The following is a 23,634-nucleotide window of genomic DNA, read 5'->3' as shown; positions in this document are numbered from 1 at the left end:
ATGGGAGCAGGGTCAAAAAGTCAGGGACGGGTTATTGTTGCGGCCACCGCCATCGGTATCCAGGGAGCGTTGATCAATTGGATGGTCCCCGGCTTCATGGCGCTGTTCGGCCAGCAGGGGGCGCTGGACAACCAGGAAGTCGGCTATGTCGCCGCCTGGGAAATCAATGCCATGGCATTGACCATCGGCCTCAGCACCTTTCTGATCCCCCGCATCAACTGGCGGGTGCTGGTAGGGCTGGGTCTGGGGCTGATGGCAGTGGGGAATATCGGCACCGGTTTCAGCCACACGTTCGACAGTATCCTGATTGCGCGTGTGGTGACCGGTGCCGGTGAAGGGATTGCCATCGGCCTTTCCTTTGCCACGCTGGGGCGGACGGCATTGCCGGACCGTGCCTTTGCCATCTATCTATTCATCGGCGCGCTGATCAGCGCGTTTTTATTGCTGGTGCTGCCCTGGTTGCAGCAATCGGCGGGATCATCGCCCCTGTTCATTGCCAATGGCCTGATCAGCGCCCTGGTGGGGGCCTTCCTGGTCTGGCTGCCCGATGGGCATCAGGGGGGATCGGATCACCCGCAAAGGGCCAGTGCGCCCATCCATTGGCGGCTGGCACTGGGCGGGCTGGCGGGTTCTTTCCTCTATTTCCTGGCCCAGGGTGCCACCTTCAGCTATCTGGAGAAGATCGGCGACGCCAGTACCATCACGGCCGAGCAGATCGGCCTGGCGCTGGCCATGGCCAATCTCAGCGGTGCCGGCGGTGCCGGTGTGGCTGGGCTGTTGCCCCCACGCTGGGGCCGGGGCTGGCCGCTGGTTGTCAGCGGCGTGCTCTCCGTCATCAGTTTCCTGGCCCTGCGCGGTCAGGTTTCGTTGGGGCTTTTCATTGCGGCGGCCGTGGGCATGACCTTCGCCTGGAACCTGTCGCAACCCCTGCTCTCCGGCCTGTGCAGCGATGCCGATGCCGATGGGCGCATTGTCTGCGCCATGGGATCGATCCAGACGGTGGGCTTTGGCTTCGGTCCGGCCGTGGCCGCCCTGCTGCTGACCGGGCATGATTTCTCACCGGTGCTGTGGACCAGCACCATCACCCTGATCGCCAGTGTGGCCGTGATGCTGGCCGGCATGACGCCGGCGGGCCGCCGCCGCTATCCCGCCACCGGAGAGTTGAAGCCATGAGCCACCCCGCCGTCATCATCACCGGTGGCACCGCCGGCATCGGGCTGGCCGTTGCCCAGGTGTTGTCGCGGGAGGGCTGGCGCGTGGCGCTGGCCAGCCGGCAGCTGGAGGGGCATGAGGCGGCGCGCGACTGGATCGCCGCCGATCCCGCCAACCGCGCCTATGTCGCCACCGACACCCGCGATCAGGCCCGTGTCGATCACATGGTCGCCGCGGTGCTGGAACGGTTCGGCCGGATTGACGGGCTGGTCAATGGTGCGGCCAACCCCAGCCCCATCGCAGGCCCGATTGAGGAATTGGACCTGTCGCCACTGCTGGGCGATCTGGATACCAAGGTTGTCGGCTATCTGCGCTGCGCCAAGGCCGTGGTGCCGGTGATGAAGCGGCAGGGGGCGGGCAGCATCGTCAATATTGGCGGGCTGACCGGCCGTTCCTCCAACACACTCAGCGGGTTGCGCAACGCCGCCGTCAGCCATTTCACCAAAACGCTGTCCGATGAGCTGGGGCCGTTCGGCATCCGGGTCAATGCCGTGCATCCCGGCATTGTCGAGACACCGCATTTGCGGGAACTGTTCCAGTCCGAAGCCGACGCCAGGCACTGCACCCCGGCGCAGGTGGAAGCGGAGTTCGTGGCGCAAATCCCCTTGCGCCGCGTCATTCATCCCGAAGAACTGGGCCGCGTCGTCGGCTTTCTGCTCTCCCCCACGCCGGTGCCTATCACGGGGGAATCCATCGCGGTCGATGCCGGTTACTCCCGCGGGATTTACTTGTGAACGGCTTTCCTGTACGGCGCCGTACAGGAAAGAATATGGAGGGCAGGACAGCACCATGCAAAACACAGTAACGGGCGAACGGCCGCGATATCATCTCAGCCTGCGCATCATCCATTGGTGCCGCGCGGCAACCATCCTGGGGATGATCGCTCTCGGCTGGTGGATGGTGTCGCTGAATGATGCGGATGCGGTGAAGTTCGACTGGGGCTATCCCTATCACAAATCATTCGGCATCCTGGCCTTTCTGCTGGCGCTGATCCAGCTGACCCTGCGCGGCCGGTTCGGCACGCCGGCCCCATCGCCCCGGATGGGCCGGCTGGAAACAATTGCAGCCCACATCACCCATGTGGCGCTTTATGTGCTGATGATCGCCGTGCCGCTGCTGGGCTATGCCCGGTCCAGCACCTTTCCGGAAAGCGACGGCATCTATTTCTTCGGCCTCTATCTGCCGGAACTGCTGGGCAAGAATAATGCCCTGTCGGATATTTTCAGCCAGGTCCACGCCGTGGCCGCCTATAGCCTGCTGGGCCTGATCGCCCTGCATGTGGCCGGTGCCATCAAGCACCGGCTGTTCGATAAAGACCCGCAGGATTCCCTGTCGCGGATGCTGTAAGGGTATCATTTTAACCGTGCCGGGGGTTAAAGCACCCCCGGCACGGATCAGAATTCATCGCAAAATTCTGGCACTATCTCGCCTTCATTGAGTGATTGCGACATGAAGTCGACGAAGGCCTTCACCTTGGCCAAGACATAATTGCCCTTGGCATAGACCAGATAGAGCGGCAATTTCGTCGTGACATGGCCGTTCAGCACCATTTCCAGCCGGCCCGCCGCCAAATCCTGCTCAATCAGGAAACGCGGCAGAAAGGCGATGCCCATGCCGGCCAGCAAGGCTTCGCGCGTCACGCGCACGCTGTTGGACACCAGCCGCACACCCTGCAACTGGATCACATGTTCCTGCGACAAGGCCCATTCCCCCGGACGGGAAAGATGGGTTTCCATGATGCAGGCATGATCCTTGATCTCCGCCGGGGTCCGGGGCACGCCAGCCTTGGCGAAATATTCCCGCGCGCCGGCAACCACCATGTCATATTCCCACAGCTTTATCGAATCCAGCGTCGAATCGTAAGTATCGCCGGTCCAGAAGGCGAGATCGAAATCGCCCTTGATCAGGTCAATCTTGCTGTCAGTCAAATCCAGGTGGAATTTGATCTGCGGGTACATTTCCAGAAATTTCGGGATCATTTCAGTGATCCGGAACAGGGATGCCACCACAGGCGCGCGCACCCGCAAATCCCCGCGCGGTGTCGCCTGGATACCGGCCAGCAGGTCGTTGGCCTCCTTCACCTCGTCCAATATACGAGAACAACGACTATAAATTTCCCGGCCGGCGGGCGTCAGCGCGATACTGCGCGTCGTGCGTTCCAGCAGACGCAATCCGATGCGCGCTTCCAGCTGGGAGATCTGGCGGCTGACCGCCGCCTTGGAATAGCCCAGCGCATCGGCCGCCGCCGAGAAGCTGCCAGTGCTGACCACCGCAGCGAACGACATCATGGAGACGGCGTTGGCGATTTCCAGGCGTTCGTCCATCGGCGCTATTCTCCCTCAATTGTTGGTAAATCGGCCCAATTACGCACGTATTGTTGCATTTACGCATCTATGCCGGATACGGCTGGGCGCTGTCAACCAATCCGGTGCCGCGATGGGCGCCCGGACAACTGTTGCATAAATCTTCCAATCATTCCGCTTCAATATGGATTGTAGCATAAACGAGATTATGATAGCTCTGTGTAAATAAAAAATCAGGGAGAGTTCACTTCAAGTTCTGGGAGAAGGACGGGAGACATGCGTAAGATTTCATCCAAGCCGTCGCAATTGCGCGTACGGTTGCTGGCAAGTGCTGCCTTGTTGGGCACATTGTCAATTTCGCAGGCACATGCCCAACAGCAGAGCCAGAGCATCGAACTGGAAGAGATTGTGGTTACCGCGGAGAAGCGGAGTTCCACAATTCAACAAACCCCCATCAGCATTACCGCCGTCACCGGTGATCAATTGCTGAAACAGGGGATCGCCGACGTGGCCCGGCTGGCGACGCAGACACCGGGCATTTCCATCGCCTCTTCGGGGCCGGGCCGGACCCAGTTTAATATAAGGGGCCTGTCCGGTAACGGCGGTTCCTCGCCAACCGTCGGCTTTTACCTGGATGATGTGCCGGTGACGCCGCCCGCCTCACAAATTGCGGCAGCCGGCAAGGTGCAGATCGACCCCACGCTCTATGATCTGGCGCGTGTGGAAGTGCTGCGCGGACCCCAGGGCACGCTTTATGGTGCCAGTTCGATGGGCGGCACCATCCGCCTGATCACCAATGGGCCGCAGATGAATAATTTCCACGCCAAGGCCCAGGGGGAACTGTCATCCACCAAAGGCGGCGGCACCAATTATTCCGGCAATGTCATGCTGAACATCCCCCTGGTGGATGACAAGCTGGCTGTCCGGCTGGTTGGCACGGACCGTCATAATGACGGGTTCATCGACCGCGTCATCCTGAACAATTTCCCCCTGCCACAAGGTAATGACCGCGGCAATGTGCTGGCCGCCCCCGTGGCCAGGGTGATTGAGAATGATAATAGCGACCGGCTGCGCGCCTTCCGAGGCACGCTGCTGTTCACGCCCACGGAAAATCTCACCATCGAGCCGGCGATTTTCCACCAGAAGCTGACCACCAGCGGCCTGTCCGCCATCGACATGCCGCCGGGCCGCATGGCGCATTACCAGCCGACCGATGTGAATGAACTCTCATCGCAGCGCTTCGATGCCTATAGTTTGCGGGTGAAGTACGATATCGGCGGGGTATCGCTGCAATCGATCACTTCAGTGCTGCGGCTGGGCTCCTTCATCAAGGAGGATGATGCCGAAAGCCAGTTCTTCGCCTTCGGCCCCCTGGGCAAGACCGGGCTGGCGGCCGACAATTACACGACGGAACGCCATTCATCGCGGCAGATCAATGAGGAGTTCCGCGTCTCCTCCAACTATGACTCGCCCTTGCAATGGCTGGCCGGTGCCTATTACAGCAAATATCGGGATGATCTTTACATCCGCAACACGGTGGATGATCTGATCCCGGTGTTCGGCACCAACAATGCATTCACCGATGAAGAGCGCGATACGCTGAAACAGAAGGCCCTGTTCGGGGAAGCCAATTACCAGTTCCTGCCGGAATGGAAACTGACGCTGGGTCTGCGTTACTTCACCTATCGCTTCTCCTATGCGCAGAATGCCACCGGTCTGGCGGCCCAGACGGGCCTGTTCTCCGGTACGGCCCGCGACAGCGGGCTGACGCCGAAAGCCACGCTGACCTATACGCCCGACCGTGACCTGCTGGTCTATGCGACGGCATCGGAAGGCTTCCGGCCAGGCGGCCCCAACCTGCCCATTCCCACCAGCGGGGCCATCGATTGTACCAATTCCTTCAAGGAGCTGGGTCTGAAAGGGCAGCCCCCCACCTTCGGCCCCGACCGGGTGTGGAATTATGAGCTGGGGCAGAAGGCCAAGCTGTTCGATGGCAAAGTGACCTTCAACAGCGCGCTTTATTACATTGACTGGACCGACATCCAGCAACAGACGACCCTGTCCTGCGGCTATAATTTCACCGCCAATTCCGGCCGCGCCTATTCCAAGGGGGCGGAGGCCGAAATGTCAGCCCGGTTGGGCTGGGGTTTCACCCTGCAACAATCGGTGGGCTATACCCGCTCCGCCCTGACAAGGATCAGCCTGCCGGGCAATTCACCCCTGGACCAGCAATTGCCCGACGTCCCGCGCTGGACCGCCACCACCGCATTGGAATATGCCGATGATATCAGTGATGATTTGTCGCTGAGCGCCCGCATCTCCAACCGCTATATCGGCGGCCAGTATAATTACAGCGCGGTGCCGGCCAGCCTGACCCGCAAACCGTCCTACGACATTCTGGATGCCCGCATCTCCGTGTCGGGGGACAGCTGGACGGCTTCGCTTTATGTCGACAACATCACCAACCGGCGCGCCATTGTCGGGATCAACCGCTCCCAGGCGCAGAATAATCCCTATTTCGCGCGAGCCTTCGTAAACCGGCCGAGAACCTTTGGCCTGTCGATCGAAACCGAGTTTTAAGGAAGCAACAAGCCCGGCCCTGCTTCGGGTCGCAGGGCCGGGCTTGAGCCAACAGAAAAACATCTGGGAGATGCATCATGTCGGTTGAAGTGATGGTCCGTCGGGATCACCCGACGGCAGAAGAGCTGGTGGCGCGTGCCGCCGCCATGATCCCCGTCCTGCGCAGCCGGGAGGCGGCGACGCTTAAGGCCGGTCAGGTATCGGCGGAAACGATCAGCGAATTGCAGGAGGCGGGCTTTTTCCGCGTGCTGCAGCCCAAACGCTATGGTGGCTATGAAATGTCGCCACTCGCCTATGGCCGCATCGCCCGTGCGCTGGCGGAAGGCTGCATGAGCACGGCCTGGGTCTATGCCGTGGTGGCCGTGCATAATTGGGAACTGGCCCTGTTCGATGACCGGGCAGCACAAGAGGTCTGGGGCAGCGACACTAATGTGCGTCTCTGTTCCTCCTACATGCCGGTCGGGCGGGTGACGCGGGTGGAAGGCGGCTATCGGCTCAGTGGCCGCTGGGGCTTTTCCAGCGGTTCGGGCCATTGCGACTGGGTGATCCTGGGCGCCAATATCCCGTCCGAAACGCCGGGCGCCCCGCCCGAACCCCGCAATTTCCTGTTGCCGCGTGCCGATTATCAGGTGCTGGACAATTGGGATGTGATGGGGCTGCAAGGCACCGGCAGCAATGACATTCTGGTGGAAAACGCCTTCGTGCCGGAATATCGCACGGTGCGGGACCAGGATCTGTTTGACATGCGCTGCCCCGGCCATGCGATCAATACAGCCCCGCTGTACAAAATCCCCTTTGCACAGATCTTCAACCGCACGGTTTCCAGCACCTCCCTGGGCGCGCTGAAACATGCGCTGGATGCCTTTATTGAGGCCACGCGGGGGCGGCGGACCACCTATACCGGCGAACGGCTGGCCCGCGACACCTCCGTTCAATTCACCATTTCGGAGGTGGAGCGCATCCTGGATGAACAGGTGCTGGTGATGGAGCGGGATTTAAGCGAGCTGCTGGATCGGGCCTTGGCCAATGACTGGCCGCTGGAACGACGCGCCGCCCTGGCGGCCGCCACCACGGCGACGGTCAGCCGCTGCGTGCGCGGCATCGATCTGCTAATGGAATTTAGCGGGGCCAAGGCGCTGTTCCGGGGCAACCCGATCCGCCAGGCCTTCCTCGACATCCACAGCGCCCGTGCGCATGTCGCCAACAACCCCTACCCCTATGGGCGCAATCGCGGGGCGATGCTGCTGGGCATCGAGAACGATAACCAGGATATCTGACCAGGGGAGCATCGGCGCATGAGTGAAATCGCCACCCCATCCGCCAACGCCAACGCCAGCGCAATGCCGGCGCTGGCGGATGAATTCCGTCTGGCCATGCGGCGGCTGGCTGGCGGGGTCTGCATCATCACCGGTCTGGCCGACGGGACAAGGCTGGGCATCACCGCCACGGCCGTCTGTTCGCTGTCAGCCGATCCGCCTTCCCTGCTGGTTTGCATCAACCAGCGTTCATCCTTGTGCGCCGCCCTGGCCCCCGGTCGGGCCTTCTGCATCAATGTGCTGAATGGGGATCAGGCGGACATCGCCAGCAGCTTTGGCAGCAACCGCGCGCAGCCGGAACGTTTCCTGGGCAATGACTGGCGTTGCTTTGATGATGGCATCCCCTATCTGCCGGATGCGCAATGCAGCATCCGTTGCTGCGTTGACGGCATGATCGATTACGGATCGCACCGAATTTTCATCGGCAAGGCCGGTGCCATCCACATCAGCGATCCGTTCCACCCGCTGGTTTATGGCAACGGCGCCTATCACCACCTGCATCCAGTCACCTGATCAGGAAGGGGCACGGAAGGGCAGCGGCAATGGTTGGCTCGGCATCTTCCGGGTCCAGGGTCTTGAAGGCCAGTACACCACCATTGCCGCCGCTGCCATGGGCGGCGGCAATGGCCGGTGCCATCACGCACCCGCACCAGCCGCAGCCCGAACAAAGGCAGCGTATCGCTGCAACCGGGCTTGCCTTTCCAACGGCGCTCCAGGCGTAATTGCCCGTCTCCCACGACAAAACCCGTACAGATGGTGATCAGGGGGCTACCGGGACCGGCGGCAAAGGCCGGCATCCGGTTGACCAGCGGCGGCGCGTCAGGGCCGTTCTAGGCAGATGGGAAACCCCATGATAGAAAGATGCCAGACCAATTCCAAATGATCTGGCATCTTAAACGATTGGGTAAGGCCAGGTTGGAGAGCCTTATGAGTGATGCTGTGGCGGATCGCCCTTCGCGTCCCGACATGCCGTCGGGTGACCGGCTTTATCAGGATCTGGCGCGCCGCCTGATCACGGAACTGGCCTCTGGTCGTTACACCGTGGGCAGCCGGCTGCCGGCGGAACGGGAATTGTCGCTGCAATACAATGTTTCCCGCCCAACGGTGCGGGAAGCGATGATCGCATTGGAAGTACAGGGCTTTGTAGAGGTACGGGTCGGCTCCGGCGCTTATGTCAAACGCCTGCCCGGCAAGAACGATATGCCCGGCTTCAACATCAGTGCCTTCGAATTGTCGGAGGCACGACTGCTGTTCGAAGGCGAAGCGGCGGCCCTTGCCGCCACCCAGATCCGCGATGATGAACTGGCTGATCTCGCCAACCTGATCGGGGAAATTCAGCGGGAAAACAACAATCCCTCCGGCACAGAGAAGGCGGATCGCGCCTTTCATGTTGCCATCGCGCGGGCGACACGGAATTCCGCAATCCTGGAGACGGTGGAACGGCTGTGGGAACTGCGTTCCCTGTCACCAGAAAGCGCCCTGCTGCATGAAAAAGCGCGCAGCGCCAACATCAAGCCCGTCGTCGATGAACATACAGCCATCTATGACGCGCTCTGCGCGCGCGACCCGGCGGCGGCGCGCAACGCCATGCGCGCGCATCTGACCGCCGTGCTGGACAGCCTGCTGTTCGCCACGGAGGAAAAGGCCATTGAGGAAGCGCGCAGTGCCGCGCGCAAGAAGCGCGAACGCTATACCAAACTGGCCGGATGAAGGACGCCGGTCTGCCCGACGCCCCATACCAGTTGACGCAAGGTTGGCCTGACCAGTTTCCGGATCATACCAGCGGCACGGGCCGCGTGGCGGCAGTCGCCGTCATCCCATCGGTCAAGAATTTTGACCGATGGGATCAAGCCACCTTTCCCGTTATTTCCGCACCAGCTCCACCGCCGAGACGATGGCCTGCCCCTTAATCGGGACGAACTGCAGGGTGAGGCTGTCACCCTTGACCTTGACGGTGAAATCCCGCTTCACCAAGGTCAGCGGCGCCCCGGCGCTGGCGGCAACATCCAGGGCGCGAAGCTTCTTTTCCCCGTTGGCGATGACATCGAACTGCCGTTCCCCCGCTGCGGCGACAGGTTCGACAAAGGAGAGGGTGACCTGATAGATGCCATCCTGCACCGGCAGGCGATAGGTGAAATCCCCTTCCCGATAGCTGGAGATCAATGCCGTATCGCTGGTGCCGTTCACCGGCTTGCGGGGCGGTGGCGGGCCATAACCGCTGGGGGGCTGCACATTGCGGGCCGTCCCGCCGGTGAAGAAAGCATCGGAACCGAAACGGCCAGTGCTGGCCTCTGCGGCGACCAGCGCGCCGCTATCGATACGGAAGCGGCCGACAGAACCGCTCGCCAGGGTCCAGCGGACGCTGTCCTTGACCGCCCCTTCGGTAAACAGCCCAGTGGCGGTCACCTCATTATTCCCTTCATCCAGAGGCACATTCTCCCAGATGCAAATCTTCTGGGGACAGTCCTTGCGCGTCCCCAGGCTTCGCCCGTTCAACAGCAACTCGGTAGCGGGGGCATTGCTGTAGACCCGGATAGGGGTGACCGGATAGGCCCGGTCGACATAGCGGCGGCCGGTGATATGGACGGTGGGGGCCGGGTTCCAGTTGGCCTTGTAGAAGAAATAGGCGTCCTTCCTGATCTTGCGATCATAGGTCACCAGCCCCTTGGTATTGATATCCTCCGCGTCACCTTCCCGGCGCACCAGGGTGGCGAAATCAAAGGCGTTCCAGATCCAGCTGGCCCACAAATCCTCACGCGGCCCCAGCACCGACCAAGCCTGTTCGTGGATATAGCTCATATATTCTTCGGGCTGGTCACGGCCGCGCGCATCCACCGGCCCGCCCAGCGGGTCATCCGTGTGAATCGTCACCGCACCGCCGGCACCATATTCGCTGAGGGAAAGCGGCTGGTTGGGCCGCGCTGCGCGCAGCGCGTCCAGGTTGGGGCCGAGATCGGCAGGCTTGCCATAGTACCAGCCGAAATAGCGGTTGGCGCCCGACAGCTCCACCTCTTCCGACACCAGCGGGATATAGGCGTCGCCGAACATGCCGCCTTCGCAACAGGTCGCCAGCACCGTGGGGCGGCTGGGATCGGTGGCCGTGCTCAACGCCCGCAATTCCCGCAGCAGCGGGGCCGGATCGGAGCCGGGGGTGATGCCAATGAAGGGGGCCACCGGCGTGGTGCCAAAATCCACCTCGTTGGCGATGCCCCAGGTGACGACGGCGGCATGATTCTGGTTCTGCCGGATCAGTTCCTGCAATTGCTGGCGCACATTGGCCCGCAAACCGTCTGTCGCCACCTTGCCGCCGGGCGGAGCCCAGGCAGATACCAGGGGGATTTCATCCCACAGGATCAGCCCGTAACGGTCCGCCAGCTCGTGAATGATGGGGCCATGCTGGTAATGGGTCAGCCGGATGGTGTTGGCCCCCATCTCCCGGATGATGGCGATATCGGCGGCGATGTCCTGCTCCTCCATCGCCCAGCCCTTGCCCTCCATATCCTGATGCAGGCCAACACCATGCAGGCGGACCGGCTTGCCATTCAGAATCAGCCCCTTATTGGCGTCGAACCGCACCTCACGGATACCGAATTTCTGCTTCACCCGGTCCAGCACCTGACCACGCGCATCCTGAAATTCGACCACCAGATCATAGAGATAGGGATCATCGGTGCTCTGCCACAGCCTGGCATTCGTCACCGACAGGGGCTGGTCCAGGCTGACCGTGCCGCCGGGGGCCAGACTGGCCGTCTGCGTGCCCTCTGCCACGACGCGGCCATCGGCATCCACCAGCTTGGTGGCAACAGTGACCTTGGCCTTTCGGGCACCGCTGTTGCGCGCCTGAATGGCGACCTGCACTGCAGCGCTGGTCCCGTCCAGCGCCTTGGTGGTGGCATAGATGCCGGGGCCGCCATGATCAAGCATCGCAGCATGGATATCGCCGGTCGCCACCAGGGCAACATTGCGATAGATACCGCCATGCACGAAGAAATCACCGGCCAGTGGGAAAATATCCGCCGTTGTCGCCCCCGGCACCGGCTTGCTGTTATCCGCCTTCACGACCAGCAGGTTCGGCTGGCCCGGCTTCAGGGCCGCGGTGGCATCCAGGCGGAAACGGGAGAAACCGCCATCGTGCTTTCCCAGATAAAGACCATTCAGCCAAATATCGGCCCGGCGGCTGACGGCATCGAACTGCAGCCAGGCGCGCTTGCCCTTGAAGTCCGCCGACGGGGTGAAGGACAGGCGATACCAGCCGATGCCTTGCGTTTTTTCCAGATTATCCGGCTTGTTGATCCGGTCTGGCGAGGGTGTCTTGTAATAACCGACCCGGTTCCAGGTATGCGGGACGGCAACGGTGGGCCAGCCGCCATCGGGGAAATCAACCCTTTCCGCGCCGGGCAGATCACCCAGGCGGAACCGCCAGCCCTCCTTCAGCGCCATGGTGATCCGTGGGTCGGCCTTGCCGGCGGCTTCTGCCCAGGCCGCACCGGGGAAAGTCCCCAGTGCGACCATGGCGGCGAAGGTTGAGGCGAGCAGTGCGTGCTTCATCGGGAGCCTTCGAGCTGAGTGTGACTGCTGGTACTGCGTTTCGGATCAGTATTTGATCGAGAAACGCGCACCCAGATAGCGGCTGGCATCGCGTGCTCGCCGTCCGCGCAGGTCAATCGCCGTGGACGGGTTCGGATAGGGATTGGCGATCAGGCCGTTGGTCAGGTCATTCACGCTGGAGAAATAATGCTTGTCGAACAGGTTGCGGGCGAACAGCGTCAACCGGTAGCGGCCTTCCGCCTTATCCTCAAAGGCGATGCTGAGATTGGTGATGCCGTAGGAATCCTGCACCGTGTTGGGATTACCCCGCAGATCGAAATTCACCTCGCTTTGCCAAGCGTAATTGACATTGACCGTGCTGGTAAAGGGCAGTTCCCCCAGCGGCAGTTCCCAATCCGCCCCGACATTGAACTTCCATTTCGGGGAATTGGCCAGGGTGTGGCCGGCCAGATCCTGGGCGCGGCCGCCGGTTGACCGTACGGTACAGCCCTGCGCCGCCGTCTGCCCGAAATAGCATTCCGCCGTGGGGAAGGAACGGATCACGGCATCGACATAGGCGACACTGCCATTCAGCGTCAGGCTATCCGTGGCCAGCCACGATCCCTCCGCTTCCACCCCCTTGGTGCGCAGCTTGCCGACATTGGCCAGGAACAAGCTGCCCCCGAACTCCGCCACCTGGGATTGGGCCTGGAAGTTATTATAATCGGTCAGGAAGCCGGTCAGACTCAACCGGGCGCGACGGTTCAGGAAACTCCCCTTCATCCCCAGCTCATAGCTGTTGGCGGTTTCCGGCTGTACCGGGTTTCGCGCCGGGTTATCCGGCCGCGTGAAGGAAGTGGTCAGGTCGAAGGCCTGCCCCTTATAGCCACGGGAATAGGTGGCGAATCCCATCACATCGTCGGCGATATCCTGCTGGATACCGGCCTTACCGGTGATCACACTATCATCAGCAGACCCGCTGGTCTTGAAGGGCGGGTTGCCGCCGGCATTAAGGTAGCGGTCATAGGTGAAGCTGATATCCTCCCGGCTCCAGCGCAGGCCGGCGATCAGCTTGGTGCCCTGGGCGATGGCATAATCGGCTTGACCGAAAATCGCATAGGTCTTGGACCCGGTCTCCCCGCGCCAATCGCCCGGCGAGGCCGGGCCGGTGCGGGTGAAACGACGGGTGAAGCTGTTATCGGCATAATAGAGGCCGGCAACATATTGCAGATCAGCCTGGCTGGTGGTTGCCAGACGCAATTCGTTGCTGAACGTGTCCCCCCGGAAGAAACCGAACTGGGTCAGACCGTTGGGCAAGCCGAACAGGGGACCGCTGGCCCCGTCGAAATCCGCCAGATCATGGGCGGCATAATGGCTGCGGGCGGTAATGTTGGTCAGCACATGATCGTCCAGATACAGGTTGACCTTGAGATTACCGCCATAATCCTTCGCGTCTGAAACCGGGTCCGGATCGACGCGAGCATCGAAATTATTGGGGCCGGGCGTAATCCCCGCGAGTTGTGAATCGGTGGTGACGCCGAAGAGATTGCGAAGACCTGGTGTCTTGCGGATCGAAACAAACTCGCAGCAATCAGCCTCGGTCTTTGAATAGTAAGCGGAGAAGGCGGCATCGAACTTGTCCGACGGCTGCCAGAGCAGCTTGCCCCGGTAGTTCTCCGTGTCGCGGCCATTGATCATCCGGCCGGTGGTCACATTCTTGATATTGCCATCATAGCGGCCGATGGCGGCGCTGAGCCGGAAGCTCAAATCATTGCTGATCGGACCGGAGAGACCAGCGGCATAGCGCTGCTCATCATCATCGGTCACCGTCACCTCGGCAGAGCCGCTGAACGTGTCGGTCGGCGCCTTGGTGGTGATGTTGATGACGCCGGCAGAGGCCGACTTGCCGAACAAGGTGCTCTGCGGGCCGCGCAGCACCTCGATCCGTTCAATATCCTGCAGGTCGTTGAAGCCCTGGCCGGACAGGCCCACGGCCACATCGTCGATCACCACCAGCACGGCGGCTTCCACACCGACAGAAAAGGCCGACGTACCAATGCCACGCAGAACGACGGAATTATTATTCTGGTCGCCCCCTTGCGTAACGGTCAGGCTGGGGGAAAGCTGGGTCAGATCCTGCAATCTGCTGCCGCCGACATTGGCCAGGGCATCGCCTCCGATGACGCTCATCGCCACAGGCACGTCCTGCGCGCTCTGCTGCCGCTTCTGTGCGGTAACGACAATCTCGTCCAGCGCATATTCAGCATTGTCGGCTGTGCCTTGGGCCATGGCCGGTGCTGCCAGACACATCAAGGTCACGGCAGAGCACATCATGGAACGCGTCATCATTCACTCCCTGAAAGTTTATTTTTGATCTGGAACGGACAGATACAGGCCGCCTTGGGTGAGATACGATCTGATCAGTGGCGCTCTCCATGGGCGGCCGCTCAGCGCCCAAGGACGATCCAGTCCGCGCAGGCCCCCACCCCACCGCCGGATTTACCGGATCGGTAAACTGGCATTACCAATAATGCCCAATCTCACTGGCCGTCAAGCACAGGTATATCGGCCAGACCGGCCATGCCAGTGGGAAGCTCCGTAGGACCAAACCCCACCTGTTTCTTTCAAAACAATTCACTAACATCTGATTTCCGCCCTGTCCTGAGAGCTGGAATGGGCATCTATCGGCTTTTCCGATATCAAGTATTGCTAAATACGTTCAATCACCAGCAAGGCAGGGTCACCGTTGCCGATGCGAATCGGCCATCATCTCAATCAAGAGGGTATGTCCGAACGAATAATTTGGCCTTACCAATTTTCTTGATTTTTGTACCATTAACGGTCATCAATCCAGCGTGACCATCCGAGCGAATGGCAAAGGTACCTTCAGAGAGGCGGCCCCGGCACGCGAGCCAGTTGGGCGGGGCTTGTGCAGAGGATTTCCAGAATGTTCATGAAGCAGACGATGCGTTGGTTCGGCCCCCAGGATCCGGTCCGTCTGGCCGATATCCGCCAGTCCGGGGCCACCGGCATCGTGACCGCCCTGCATGAGGTGCCCAATGGCGCGGTCTGGACGATGGCGGCAATCCAGGCCCGCAAGCAGATGATCGAGGCGACCGGCCTGTCCTGGGACGTGGTGGAAAGCGTGCCGGTGCATGAGGGGATCAAGACCAGGGCTGGGAACTGGGCACAGCTGATCGACGCCTATTGCCAGACGTTACGCAATCTCGGCGCCTGCGGCATTCCGGTTGTCACCTATAATTTCATGCCGCTGCTGGATTGGACGCGCACAGACCTTTCCTATGCCATGCCCGACGGCGCCCGCGCCCTGCGGTTCGACTGGGACGCGGTCGCCGCTTATGATCAGTTCATCCTGAAGCGGCCAGGTTCGGAAGCGGATTATTCGGCTGCGGTCAGCCAGCGCGCCGCCGCCTTGTTTGCCGCCATGAGCGGGGAAGAACGTCTGGCGCTGGAACGCACCATCATCGCCGGCCTGCCGGGCAGCGAAGAAAGCTTCAGTTCCGCGCAGTTCCTGACCGCCATCCAGACCTATGCCGATATCGATGCTGATCAGCTGCGGCGCAACCATCTGCATTTTCTGGAAGCCGTGTGCCCGGCAGCGGAACAGAGCGGTGTGCAGCTTGTCGTCCACCCGGATGACCCGCCCTTCCCCATTTTCGGCCTGCCGCGCGTGGTCAGCACAGAGGCCGATGTGACCAACCTGTTCCAGCAGGTGCCGAGCGTCGCCAATGGTCTCTGCTTCTGCGCCGGTTCCTTCGGCGTCCGGGCCGATAATGACCTGCCGGGCATGATCCGGCGGCTGGGCGACCGGATCGGCTTTGTGCATCTGCGCTCGGTCCAGCGCGAAGGGAATGGCAAATCCTTCCATGAAGCAGCCCATCTGGAAGGCGATGCCGGTATGGCGGACATTGTGGCCGCCATCTGCGACATTTCCGATGCGCAGGGGCGGCGTATTCCCATGCGGCCCGACCATGGTCACCAGATGCTGGATGATCTGAACCGCGTCACCAACCCCGGCTATTCGCTGCTGGGCCGGATGCGCGGTCTGGCGGAACTGCGCGGGCTGGAACGCGGCATCCGTTTCCAGCGCGGCCTGTCTCGCTGACACCGCCACCCCGTGATCAAAAGTGATCACGGGGTGTAATACATTTTCTCCGCAGCTGGTCCGCTTACGGGACAGCTTTGATGCGCCGGAATGGTGGGGCATCCTCGATTTCGGCAAGTTGGGACAGGATGTGCCCCGGCATGGCGTCACCGACGAATTTCTGCAGCAGCGGCGTGTTGTCGAACACCCAGTCCCGCAGCGGTCGCAGCAATTTCGGCATATGGTGGAACATGCGCCCGGTATGGAAGGCACCCTGGCTGACCTGTGCCGTATGCGGCTTGCGCCGATCCTCAAACCGTTGCAGCGCGCCACGGACTGCGGCCGTATCATCTAGCGAAACCGCATCCAGTTCACGGGCGAGGAAGTAACCGTCCTCAATGGACATGCCGGCACCATAGGCGGCATAGGGCGAGGTGGGATGGGCGGCATCCCCGACAAGGGTGACCCGCCCCTTAGACCATTGTTTCAGTGGTGGACGGTCACGAATTTCCCAGCGCTGGAGATGGGCAACCGGGGTTGCGTCGATCAATTCCCTGACCTTCCGGGTGAACCCGGCGGCCCGCTCCCGGCTGAACGCCAGCAAATCCGCCGGGGGCGGCTGGTTGGGGTCGCAGGCCTCCAGCACCCACCATTCATATCCCCATTTCCCCTCATGCCGGATGGGGGTATAGCTGACCTGGGTGGTGCGGTTATGGGCAATCACCCCCTTGCCTTCCGGCGCACTGTTCAGAAAAAGATAGCCGCCAACCAGATGCAGGCGCTGATGGCGGATCGGCTCCTCTCCCCATAATTGCTTGCGGACAAATGAATTGATCCCGTCCGCCCCGACCAGGATGTCGGCGACAAATTCCTGGCCATTGGCGAATTTAAGCCTAACCTGCCGTCCCTCATCGTGAATGCTGGTCAGATTATGGCCGAGACGCAGGACACCGGGCGGCAGCGCATCCAACATCCGCTTGTAAAGCCCCCAGCGCAGCAGGCCGATAAACCCGCCGCCATATTCTCTCACCACCGCATCGGGCAGCACCACTTCGGCACGCTGCTTGCCATCATACCGTTCAAAGAATGTCTGACAGGGTGCGCCAAGATCATCCGTATCGACGCCGATCAGTTTCAATATCTTCTGCGGCGGCGGCCAGAGGTTCAGGATATTGCCGGCGGCCTTGATTTCCGCGGCGCGTTCAAACAGCACGACCTGAAATCCCAACCTGATCGCCGCCAATGCAGCGGCCATGCCGCCCGGCCCAGCGCCAACGATGGCAATGGTCCCCTTGATAGCCTTGCTCATCAAGCCCTCCCAGAGTTCGTTTGATTTTTATTTGACCGGTGCATTGTGGCGCACCCAATCTAAGCAATGCTTAGATTGGGTGCGCAGGACTGTCAAGCGCCTTGGTACGCGCCACCCAGGGAGCGCTTTTAATGCCAGCGCTTGCGATGCTGACCGCCCCCATCACCAGATGGGGGTGAAAATTTACCGAACGGAAGCGGCTATACCAATAATGTATTCCACCACAGAGTCCGCTATATCCTGCGACATTTCATAGGGCTTGATTATTTCTTTATTCCTGATCATCGCAAATCCGAATAAAGCGGACCACACACTCAGAATACGCGTCGCAAAATCCTTCTCCGGTATGTCTGGAACGACCTCCGCCATTGCCTCCTTCAACAAGGCAAAGCCGCGAAGTTGCGCCTCTTTAATCAAAGGGTCGAGTTGCGGCCGGGTCAGCTCACTCTCATACATCAGGTCAAACAGCCGCGGGTACTGGTGTGCGAAAAGCAGGAAGTGCCGGCTGATCGCCCTCAGCCGCTCCAACGGATCGGAAATCGCCCGCAGATTATCCGCCCCCACCCCACTCAATCGGTCATAGCCATCACAGGCCAGCGCCAGCAGCAAGGCGCGCCGGTCCGCGAAATGATGATAGGGGGCACCGGAGGAAACACCGACGATACTGGCCAGCGTCCGGACCGACAGCGTATCGTGCCCATGTTCACAAACATAGGAAAAGCCGGCCTCCAGCAGATCACGCCGCAGATTCTCACGGTGGTAAGAATGGGTCGATCCAGTTTTACGTGACATCATTCATCTCTACTTCCCTGCACCCCTGATCAGCTGTGCAGGCCGGGGGCCTCCTGCCCGGTGCTGGCAACATATTCGGTATAGCCGCCGCCATATTGATGGATGCCATCCGGCGTCAGTTCCAGCACCCGGTTGGAGAGGGCGGCCAGGAAATGCCGGTCGTGCGACACGAACAGCATGGTCCCTTCATAGGCCGCCAGGGCGGTGATCAGCATCTGTTTGGTATCGAGATCAAGATGGTTGGTTGGCTCGTCCAGCACCAGGAAATTGGGCGGGTTGAACAGCATGATCGCCATTACCAGCCGCGCCTTCTCCCCGCCGGACAGCACCCGGCAGCGCTTTTCCACATCGTCGCCGGAAAAGCCGAAACAGCCGGCCAGCGCCCGCAGCGATCCCTGGCCTGCCTGCGGGAAGGCGCTTTCCAGCGCCTCGAACACGGTCTGATCGCCGTCCAGCAGCTCCATCGCGTGCTGGGAGAAATAGCCCATCTTCACGCTGGCCCCGACATTGACCGTGCCGCTGTCAGGCTGATCAACCCCGGCAATCAGCTTCAGCAAGGTCGACTTGCCGGCACCATTGACACCCATGACGCACCAGCGTTCCTTGCGGCGGATGGTGAAGTCGAAACCCTGATAGATGGCGCGGCTGCCATAGCCCTTGTGGACATTGCGCAGGACCGCCACATCCTCGCCCGAACGCGGGGCCGGCGGGAATTCGAACATCACCGTCTGGCGGCGTTTCGGCGGCTCTACCCGGTCGATCTTGTCCAGTTTCTTGACCCGGCTCTGCACCTGACTGGCGTGCGAGGCCCGCGCCTTGAACCGTTCGATGAACTTGATCTCCTTGGCCAGCATGGCCTGCTGGCGTTCAAACTGCGCCTGCTGCTGCTTTTCGTTCAACGCCCGTTGCTGTTCATAGAAAGCATAATCGCCGGAATAGCTGGTCAGCGATCCGCCATCGATTTCGATGATCTTGTTGACGATCCGGTTCATGAATTCCCGGTCGTGGGAGGTCATCAGCAGGGCGCCGTCATAGGCTTTCAGAAACCCTTCCAGCCAGATCAGGCTTTCAATGTCCAGATGGTTGCTGGGTTCGTCCAGCAGCATGGCATCGGGTTTCATCAGCAGGATGCGGCCCAGCGCCACGCGCATTTTCCAGCCGCCCGACAGGGCGCCGACATCCTTGTCCATCATTTCCTGGCTGAAGCTGAGCCCGGCCAGCACCTCCCGCGCGCGGCCCTCCAGCTCATAGCCACCCAGCTCATCAAAGCGCGCCTGCACCTCACCATAGCGTTCAATGATCGCATCCATCTGGTCGGCCTGATCAGGGTCGGCCATGGCCTGTTCCAGGCTGGCCAGTTCCTTGGCCACTTCACTGACCGGCCCGGCGCCATCCATCACTTCCTGAACGGCGCTGCGGCCGGCCATCTCGCCGACATCCTGGCTGAAATAGCCGATGGAAACCTGCTTCTCCACCGATACCTGCCCCGTATCCGGCTGTTCTTCCCCCGTGATCATGCGGAACAAGGTGGTCTTGCCGGCCCCGTTGGGACCAACCAGCCCCACCTTCTCCCCCCGGTTCAGTGCTGCGGAGGACTCAAGGAACAGAATGCGATGACCATTATGTTTGCTGATATTTTCAAGGCGGATCATGGGAGGCCGGGGTCCAGGTGCTTAAGATTGGGCCCCCTTATGCCACAAGATGCCGGATGCGACATTGTTCTGTTCGGCCGTGTGGCTGACAAAGGGTACAGATGGTGTCGCCCACGATCTCAACTGAGGAAACGGTGCGACTGGCCTGGCAAGGGGACCAGACACAGGTCACGCTTGCCGAACAGACGATACCGATTGTCCGCAAGCCGGTCATAGAGCCAATCGGTCAGCCCAGTCGGCAGCAGCCTGAACAGCCTCACCCACGACCAGGGGGCCCGCAATCGTCGGGCCAGACGGAAAGCCGCGACCGAGCGCAAGGAAACCACGCCTTCATCGATATAGACGAAACTGTTGGTCAGATGCGGCAGGCCGATGGCTTCCAGCACCGCCCTACCTGCCGGCGATTGTATGGCCACGAACAGGATGTCGTGGTCAGCCTCTGTCGCCAGGATGAAGCGCACCGACCCGTTGCACAGGTTGCACACCCCATCAAACAGGCAGGTCGGCCCACGCAGCAACCGCAGCAGAGCAGCGGGGTCCGGTATAGTGGGGTTCGCGTCGCTCATCGCAGGCCCATCCTGTCCATCTTCTTCAACAGCCCCACGCGCGACAGGCCCAGAAGCCGGGCCGCATGGGTGTGATTGTGCCCCACCTCCGCCAGCGCCTGGGTGATCAGCCGACGTTCCAGCATCGCCACCTCCTGATCCAGTGTCGGGCGGTTGGATGTGCCGGCGGCGGCCGGCATTCGGGCTTCCTCCCCGGCGGCAAAAGCCAAATCAGCCGCGTCAAGCAAGCGCTCGTCGGCCTCTGCCGGACCCGCCAGGGCAACGGCGCATTCCACCAGGGCCCGCAATTCACGCACATTGCCCCGCCAGTCACGGCCCCCCAGCCAGTCGAGCGCGTCAGGGGTGAAGCGTGCACCCCCGCCCGACGCGCGGCGCAGGAAAAGGGTGGCCAGCACGGGCACATCCTCCGGCCTTTCCGACAAAGATGGGGTGCGCAACACCATGCCCTTCAGCCGATAATAGAGATCTTCACGGAAGCTACCCTCGCCCACCATCGCTTCCAGATCACGATGGGTGGCGGCAACGGTGCGGACATCGGCCTTGCGCGGTTCCCGCCCGCCGACGGGCTGATAGGTGCCTTCCTGCAAAAAACGCAGCAGCTTTACCTGCATGGGCGGGGGCATCTCCCCCACCTCGTCCAGGAATAGCGTACCGCGATGGGCGGTTTCCACCAGACCCGGCCGGTCGGCATGGGCACCGGTGAAACTGCCCTTCAGATGACCGAACAGCTCACTTTCCAGCAATTCAGCTGGAATGGCACCACAATGAACGGTAACGAAGGGCTGATCGCGCCGGGGGCCGCCATCATGCAGGGCGCGGGCCACCAGCTCCTTGCCCGTGCCGCTGGGGCCCAGCACCAGAACGGAAAGCTGCGTTGGCGCAATGCGGCGCACCAGATCACGCAGGCGGGCCAGGGCGGGGCTGGTCCCGACAATCCCCAGATCGTCAGCCGCCCCGGCCATTTCACGCAGGCGTCGCAGTTCGGCAACCAGCCGCCCGCGCTCCAGCCCCCGGTCGACCACGACGCGCAGCAGGTCGGGGTCCAGCGGCTTGCCCAGGAAATCCCAGGCGCCACGTTCCACCGCCTTCAAGGCCAGCGCATGATCGGCATGACCGGTGATCACCACCACGGGCGACGGCGCGAAACCGGTGATCAGATCCAGTCCTGCCACGGGGTCATGGTGCGGCGGCATGGACAGATCCAGCAGGACCAGATCGGCCGGCTGCCGGCGGAAGGCAGTTTGCGCCGCCTCCCCATCGCCCGCCACCTCCACCACATGGCCGGCCGCGCGCAACCAGGCGGCGCCCAGGCGCTGGAAGGCCGGCTCGTCATCAACCAGCAGGATGCGCGACGGGTTCATATCCGGTTCTCCCTGTCATCAGGAAAGGTCAGGGTCAGGCAGGTGGACCAGCCCGACCGGTCGCCCAGCGCCACCGTTCCGCCATGGGCCTCCATGATGCGGGCGACGATGGCCAGGCCCAGGCCCGTGCCGCCGGGCCGGCGCGATACGAAGGGTTGGAACAACCGGTCACGGATGTCGGCGGGAACGCCCGGGCCGTCATCGCAGACATGGATTCGCACGGCACCCCCCACCCGCTCCGCCAATACGGCCAGACGTTGGCCATGGGCGGCGGCATTTTCCAGCAGGTTGACCAGCATCTGGCGCAGCCGGCGCGGGTCAGCCTGAACGGACAATGCCGGGTCGATGCTGGTCTCCACCCGCAGCCCCGGCAGCCCCGACAGGGCCAGCGCCACGGCATCCGCCACCGACAAGGTGCGGCGATCCAGCCGGGCAGTCCCGGCATAATCCATCACGTCGCGGACCAGCATCTCCATACGGCCCACCTGCTCGGCGACGTCGGCCCGTATCTCCGGCGGGGCGCCGGTGGCGGCCATGGTGATGATGTTCAACGGGTTGCGCAAATCGTGCGCCACGGTGGCAGCCAATTGACCAAGCTCGACCAACCGCGCCTCCCGCTGGCGTTCCCGCTCTGCCCTGGCCAGCGCTTCCGCCCGGTCCAGCCGTCCAGCCGCCTCCGCCAGGCAGCCGGCGAACAGGCCGGCCGCGTGGCGGGGTCCGGGCGGTGCATCCTGCCAGCCGACCAGATCGCAACGCCAGCCCCGCACATCCCGCGACAGGATAAGGGCGGGCACCGGCCCCTCCGCTTCCTTCAGGCGCACAGCGACCGGCAGCCCCAGACGCCCACCGATCAGCGCGGAAGCGCGATCCAGCAGCGCCGGCCAGTCAGCCGGTGCGGCCAAGGCCACCCGCCATTTTTCCAGGTCAGCCGCCGAGACATCCCCACCGGGAAAAACCAACCGATCGGCGACGAGGCGCAGAGGCTTCCAGATCGCCGGCGCGATCAAGGTCATGACCGTCATCAGCAGCCACGTTTCCACACCGGCAAACGGCGTGCCTGACGCTAGGGGAAGCGCCATTACCAGCGTGGCAGCCGCCGCCATCAACCCCATCAGCAGCAGCCAGACCAGCATCCGACGCGCCCACAGGTTCACATCCATCAACTGATAGCGCAGAATGCCATAGACCAGCGCCACCGAATAAAGCGGCAGGCCCAGCACCGGCCAGGGATAGGCATCGATGCCCAGGGGCGGAAAGGCAAACCCCGTCAGGCTGATCAGCCCGATCAGGCTGGAACAGCCGATGGCTGCCGCCTGCCGCCGCCGCAGGCCCGTCAGGTCCAGCCAGCCCTTGAACAGCCGCAGATGCCCGGTAACCGACAATAGCCCGCAGACAGCGATCACCACCCAGCCGGCGGTACTGGGGATGAAGACACCGCAGAAGTCGCGCCACGCCATCACCTGACCCGGATCGACCAGCAGGCCCAAAACCGTCGCCGCCGCCGCCAGCCCATAGGCGGCCCGCACCAGCGGCCCCGGGGCACCGCAACGCACGAAGGCCAGCACCAGATGCACAAACACCGCGGACGGCAGCGGCGCCAGCGCCAACAGCAGACCGACCACCCCATCGCTGACCGGCCCGAACAGGGGCGGCAGGGCTTGCCCGCCGCTCCAGGCCGCCACACCAACCAGGAACAGGGCGAGCAGGCGTGCCCCTGGCACCGGGGCTGCCTTCAGCAGCAACAGCAAAGCCAGCCCGATACCGGCCAGCCCCGACAACACCAGGGCACCGACATAGAACAGGGTGGGGAGCATGGTTTCTGTAAACATCATTGACAGCATCCTACCAGGAACTGTTCACGCCGTTAACAGTGCCACCAGCGCGACCGGGGCTGAAAGCGCCTGAATCCGG

At 62.1% G+C, this 23,634-nt stretch carries 18 protein-coding genes; 8 read left to right on the top strand and 10 right to left on the bottom strand.

The window, feature by feature from the left end:
* The 3 genes from GE253_RS06650 to GE253_RS06640 are packed head-to-tail and all read left to right on the top strand — an operon-like array spanning position 1 to position 2,559.
* The gene (locus GE253_RS06650) at positions 1–1,173 is read left to right on the top strand and encodes an MFS transporter (protein ID WP_153203327.1); all 1,173 of its coding nucleotides are present in this window, start codon (positions 1–3) and stop codon (positions 1,171–1,173) included.
* Entirely contained in the window at positions 1,170–1,946 is a 777-nt protein-coding gene (locus GE253_RS06645; protein WP_153203326.1) for an SDR family oxidoreductase, read from the top strand. The genes GE253_RS06650 and GE253_RS06645 overlap by 4 nt, the downstream gene beginning before the upstream one ends.
* Before the next feature lie 55 nt (positions 1,947–2,001).
* Positions 2,002–2,559, top strand: coding sequence for a cytochrome b (locus GE253_RS06640; RefSeq protein ID WP_153203325.1), 558 nt, complete (start codon positions 2,002–2,004; stop codon positions 2,557–2,559).
* 47 nt (positions 2,560–2,606) lie between these two features.
* On the opposite strand, the gene GE253_RS06635 is transcribed toward GE253_RS06640, so the two are convergent.
* On the bottom strand, positions 2,607–3,536 hold the full coding sequence (locus tag GE253_RS06635) for a LysR family transcriptional regulator (RefSeq protein WP_153203324.1): 930 nt from the start codon (positions 3,534–3,536) through the stop codon (positions 2,607–2,609).
* A 255-nt stretch (positions 3,537–3,791) separates the two neighbouring features.
* Between GE253_RS06635 and GE253_RS06630 the strand changes: the two genes are divergently transcribed.
* The 3 genes from GE253_RS06630 (at position 3,792) to GE253_RS06620 (ending at position 7,924) form a co-directional block, all read left to right on the top strand.
* Positions 3,792–6,095: a TonB-dependent receptor gene (locus tag GE253_RS06630; RefSeq protein WP_153203323.1), complete on the top strand. Its 2,304-nt coding sequence runs from the start codon at positions 3,792–3,794 to the stop codon at positions 6,093–6,095.
* Between the two features lie 77 nt (positions 6,096–6,172).
* Positions 6,173–7,372, top strand: a complete 1,200-nt coding sequence (locus tag GE253_RS06625; RefSeq protein WP_211101366.1) for an acyl-CoA dehydrogenase family protein — start codon at positions 6,173–6,175, stop codon at positions 7,370–7,372.
* A gap of 18 nt (positions 7,373–7,390) precedes the next feature.
* Positions 7,391–7,924, top strand: a complete 534-nt coding sequence (locus tag GE253_RS06620) for a flavin reductase family protein (protein ID WP_153203322.1) — start codon at positions 7,391–7,393, stop codon at positions 7,922–7,924.
* Here the strand turns inward: GE253_RS06620 and GE253_RS26465 are convergent.
* The gene (locus tag GE253_RS26465) at positions 7,917–8,048 is read right to left on the bottom strand and encodes a hypothetical protein (RefSeq protein WP_282183187.1); all 132 of its coding nucleotides are present in this window, start codon (positions 8,046–8,048) and stop codon (positions 7,917–7,919) included. The genes GE253_RS06620 and GE253_RS26465 overlap by 8 nt on opposite strands.
* Positions 8,049–8,338: 290 nt before the next feature.
* On the opposite strand from GE253_RS26465, the gene GE253_RS06615 reads away from it, so the two are divergent.
* The gene (locus tag GE253_RS06615) at positions 8,339–9,121 is read left to right on the top strand and encodes a FadR/GntR family transcriptional regulator (protein WP_153203321.1); all 783 of its coding nucleotides are present in this window, start codon (positions 8,339–8,341) and stop codon (positions 9,119–9,121) included.
* Between the two features lie 153 nt (positions 9,122–9,274).
* On the opposite strand, the gene GE253_RS06610 is transcribed toward GE253_RS06615, so the two are convergent.
* Entirely contained in the window at positions 9,275–11,959 is a 2,685-nt protein-coding gene (locus GE253_RS06610) for a glycoside hydrolase family 2 TIM barrel-domain containing protein (protein ID WP_153203320.1), read from the bottom strand.
* Between the two features lie 45 nt (positions 11,960–12,004).
* On the bottom strand, positions 12,005–14,287 hold the full coding sequence (locus GE253_RS06605; protein WP_153203319.1) for a TonB-dependent receptor: 2,283 nt from the start codon (positions 14,285–14,287) through the stop codon (positions 12,005–12,007).
* A 598-nt stretch (positions 14,288–14,885) separates the two neighbouring features.
* Here GE253_RS06605 and uxuA point away from each other — a divergent pair.
* Positions 14,886–16,064: a mannonate dehydratase gene (gene uxuA, locus GE253_RS06600; protein ID WP_153203318.1), complete on the top strand. Its 1,179-nt coding sequence runs from the start codon at positions 14,886–14,888 to the stop codon at positions 16,062–16,064.
* Between the two features lie 64 nt (positions 16,065–16,128).
* Here the strand turns inward: uxuA and GE253_RS06595 are convergent, their stop codons facing one another.
* The 6 genes from GE253_RS06595 to GE253_RS06570 form a co-directional block, all read right to left on the bottom strand.
* Positions 16,129–17,352, bottom strand: coding sequence for an NAD(P)/FAD-dependent oxidoreductase (locus tag GE253_RS06595; RefSeq protein ID WP_153203317.1), 1,224 nt, complete (start codon positions 17,350–17,352; stop codon positions 16,129–16,131).
* A 183-nt stretch (positions 17,353–17,535) separates the two neighbouring features.
* A complete protein-coding gene (locus GE253_RS06590) occupies positions 17,536–18,147 on the bottom strand; it encodes a TetR/AcrR family transcriptional regulator (RefSeq protein WP_211101365.1) in 612 nt (203 codons plus the stop codon).
* A 26-nt stretch (positions 18,148–18,173) separates the two neighbouring features.
* Positions 18,174–19,796, bottom strand: a complete 1,623-nt coding sequence (locus GE253_RS06585; protein WP_153203316.1) for an ABC-F family ATP-binding cassette domain-containing protein — start codon at positions 19,794–19,796, stop codon at positions 18,174–18,176.
* Between the two features lie 119 nt (positions 19,797–19,915).
* Positions 19,916–20,362, bottom strand: coding sequence for a DCC1-like thiol-disulfide oxidoreductase family protein (locus GE253_RS06580; protein ID WP_153203315.1), 447 nt, complete (start codon positions 20,360–20,362; stop codon positions 19,916–19,918).
* Positions 20,359–21,723, bottom strand: a complete 1,365-nt coding sequence (locus GE253_RS06575) for a sigma-54 dependent transcriptional regulator (RefSeq protein ID WP_153203314.1) — start codon at positions 21,721–21,723, stop codon at positions 20,359–20,361. The genes GE253_RS06580 and GE253_RS06575 overlap by 4 nt, the downstream gene beginning before the upstream one ends.
* Positions 21,720–23,555, bottom strand: coding sequence for a sensor histidine kinase (locus tag GE253_RS06570; protein WP_173012531.1), 1,836 nt, complete (start codon positions 23,553–23,555; stop codon positions 21,720–21,722). Before GE253_RS06570 ends, GE253_RS06575 begins: the two co-directional genes overlap by 4 nt.
* Positions 23,556–23,634 lie beyond the last annotated feature (79 nt).

Source organism: Niveispirillum sp. SYP-B3756 (assembly GCF_009495745.1).
GTDB lineage: Bacteria > Pseudomonadota > Alphaproteobacteria > Azospirillales > Azospirillaceae > Niveispirillum.
This window is presented reverse-complemented; position numbering and strand designations above follow the sequence as displayed.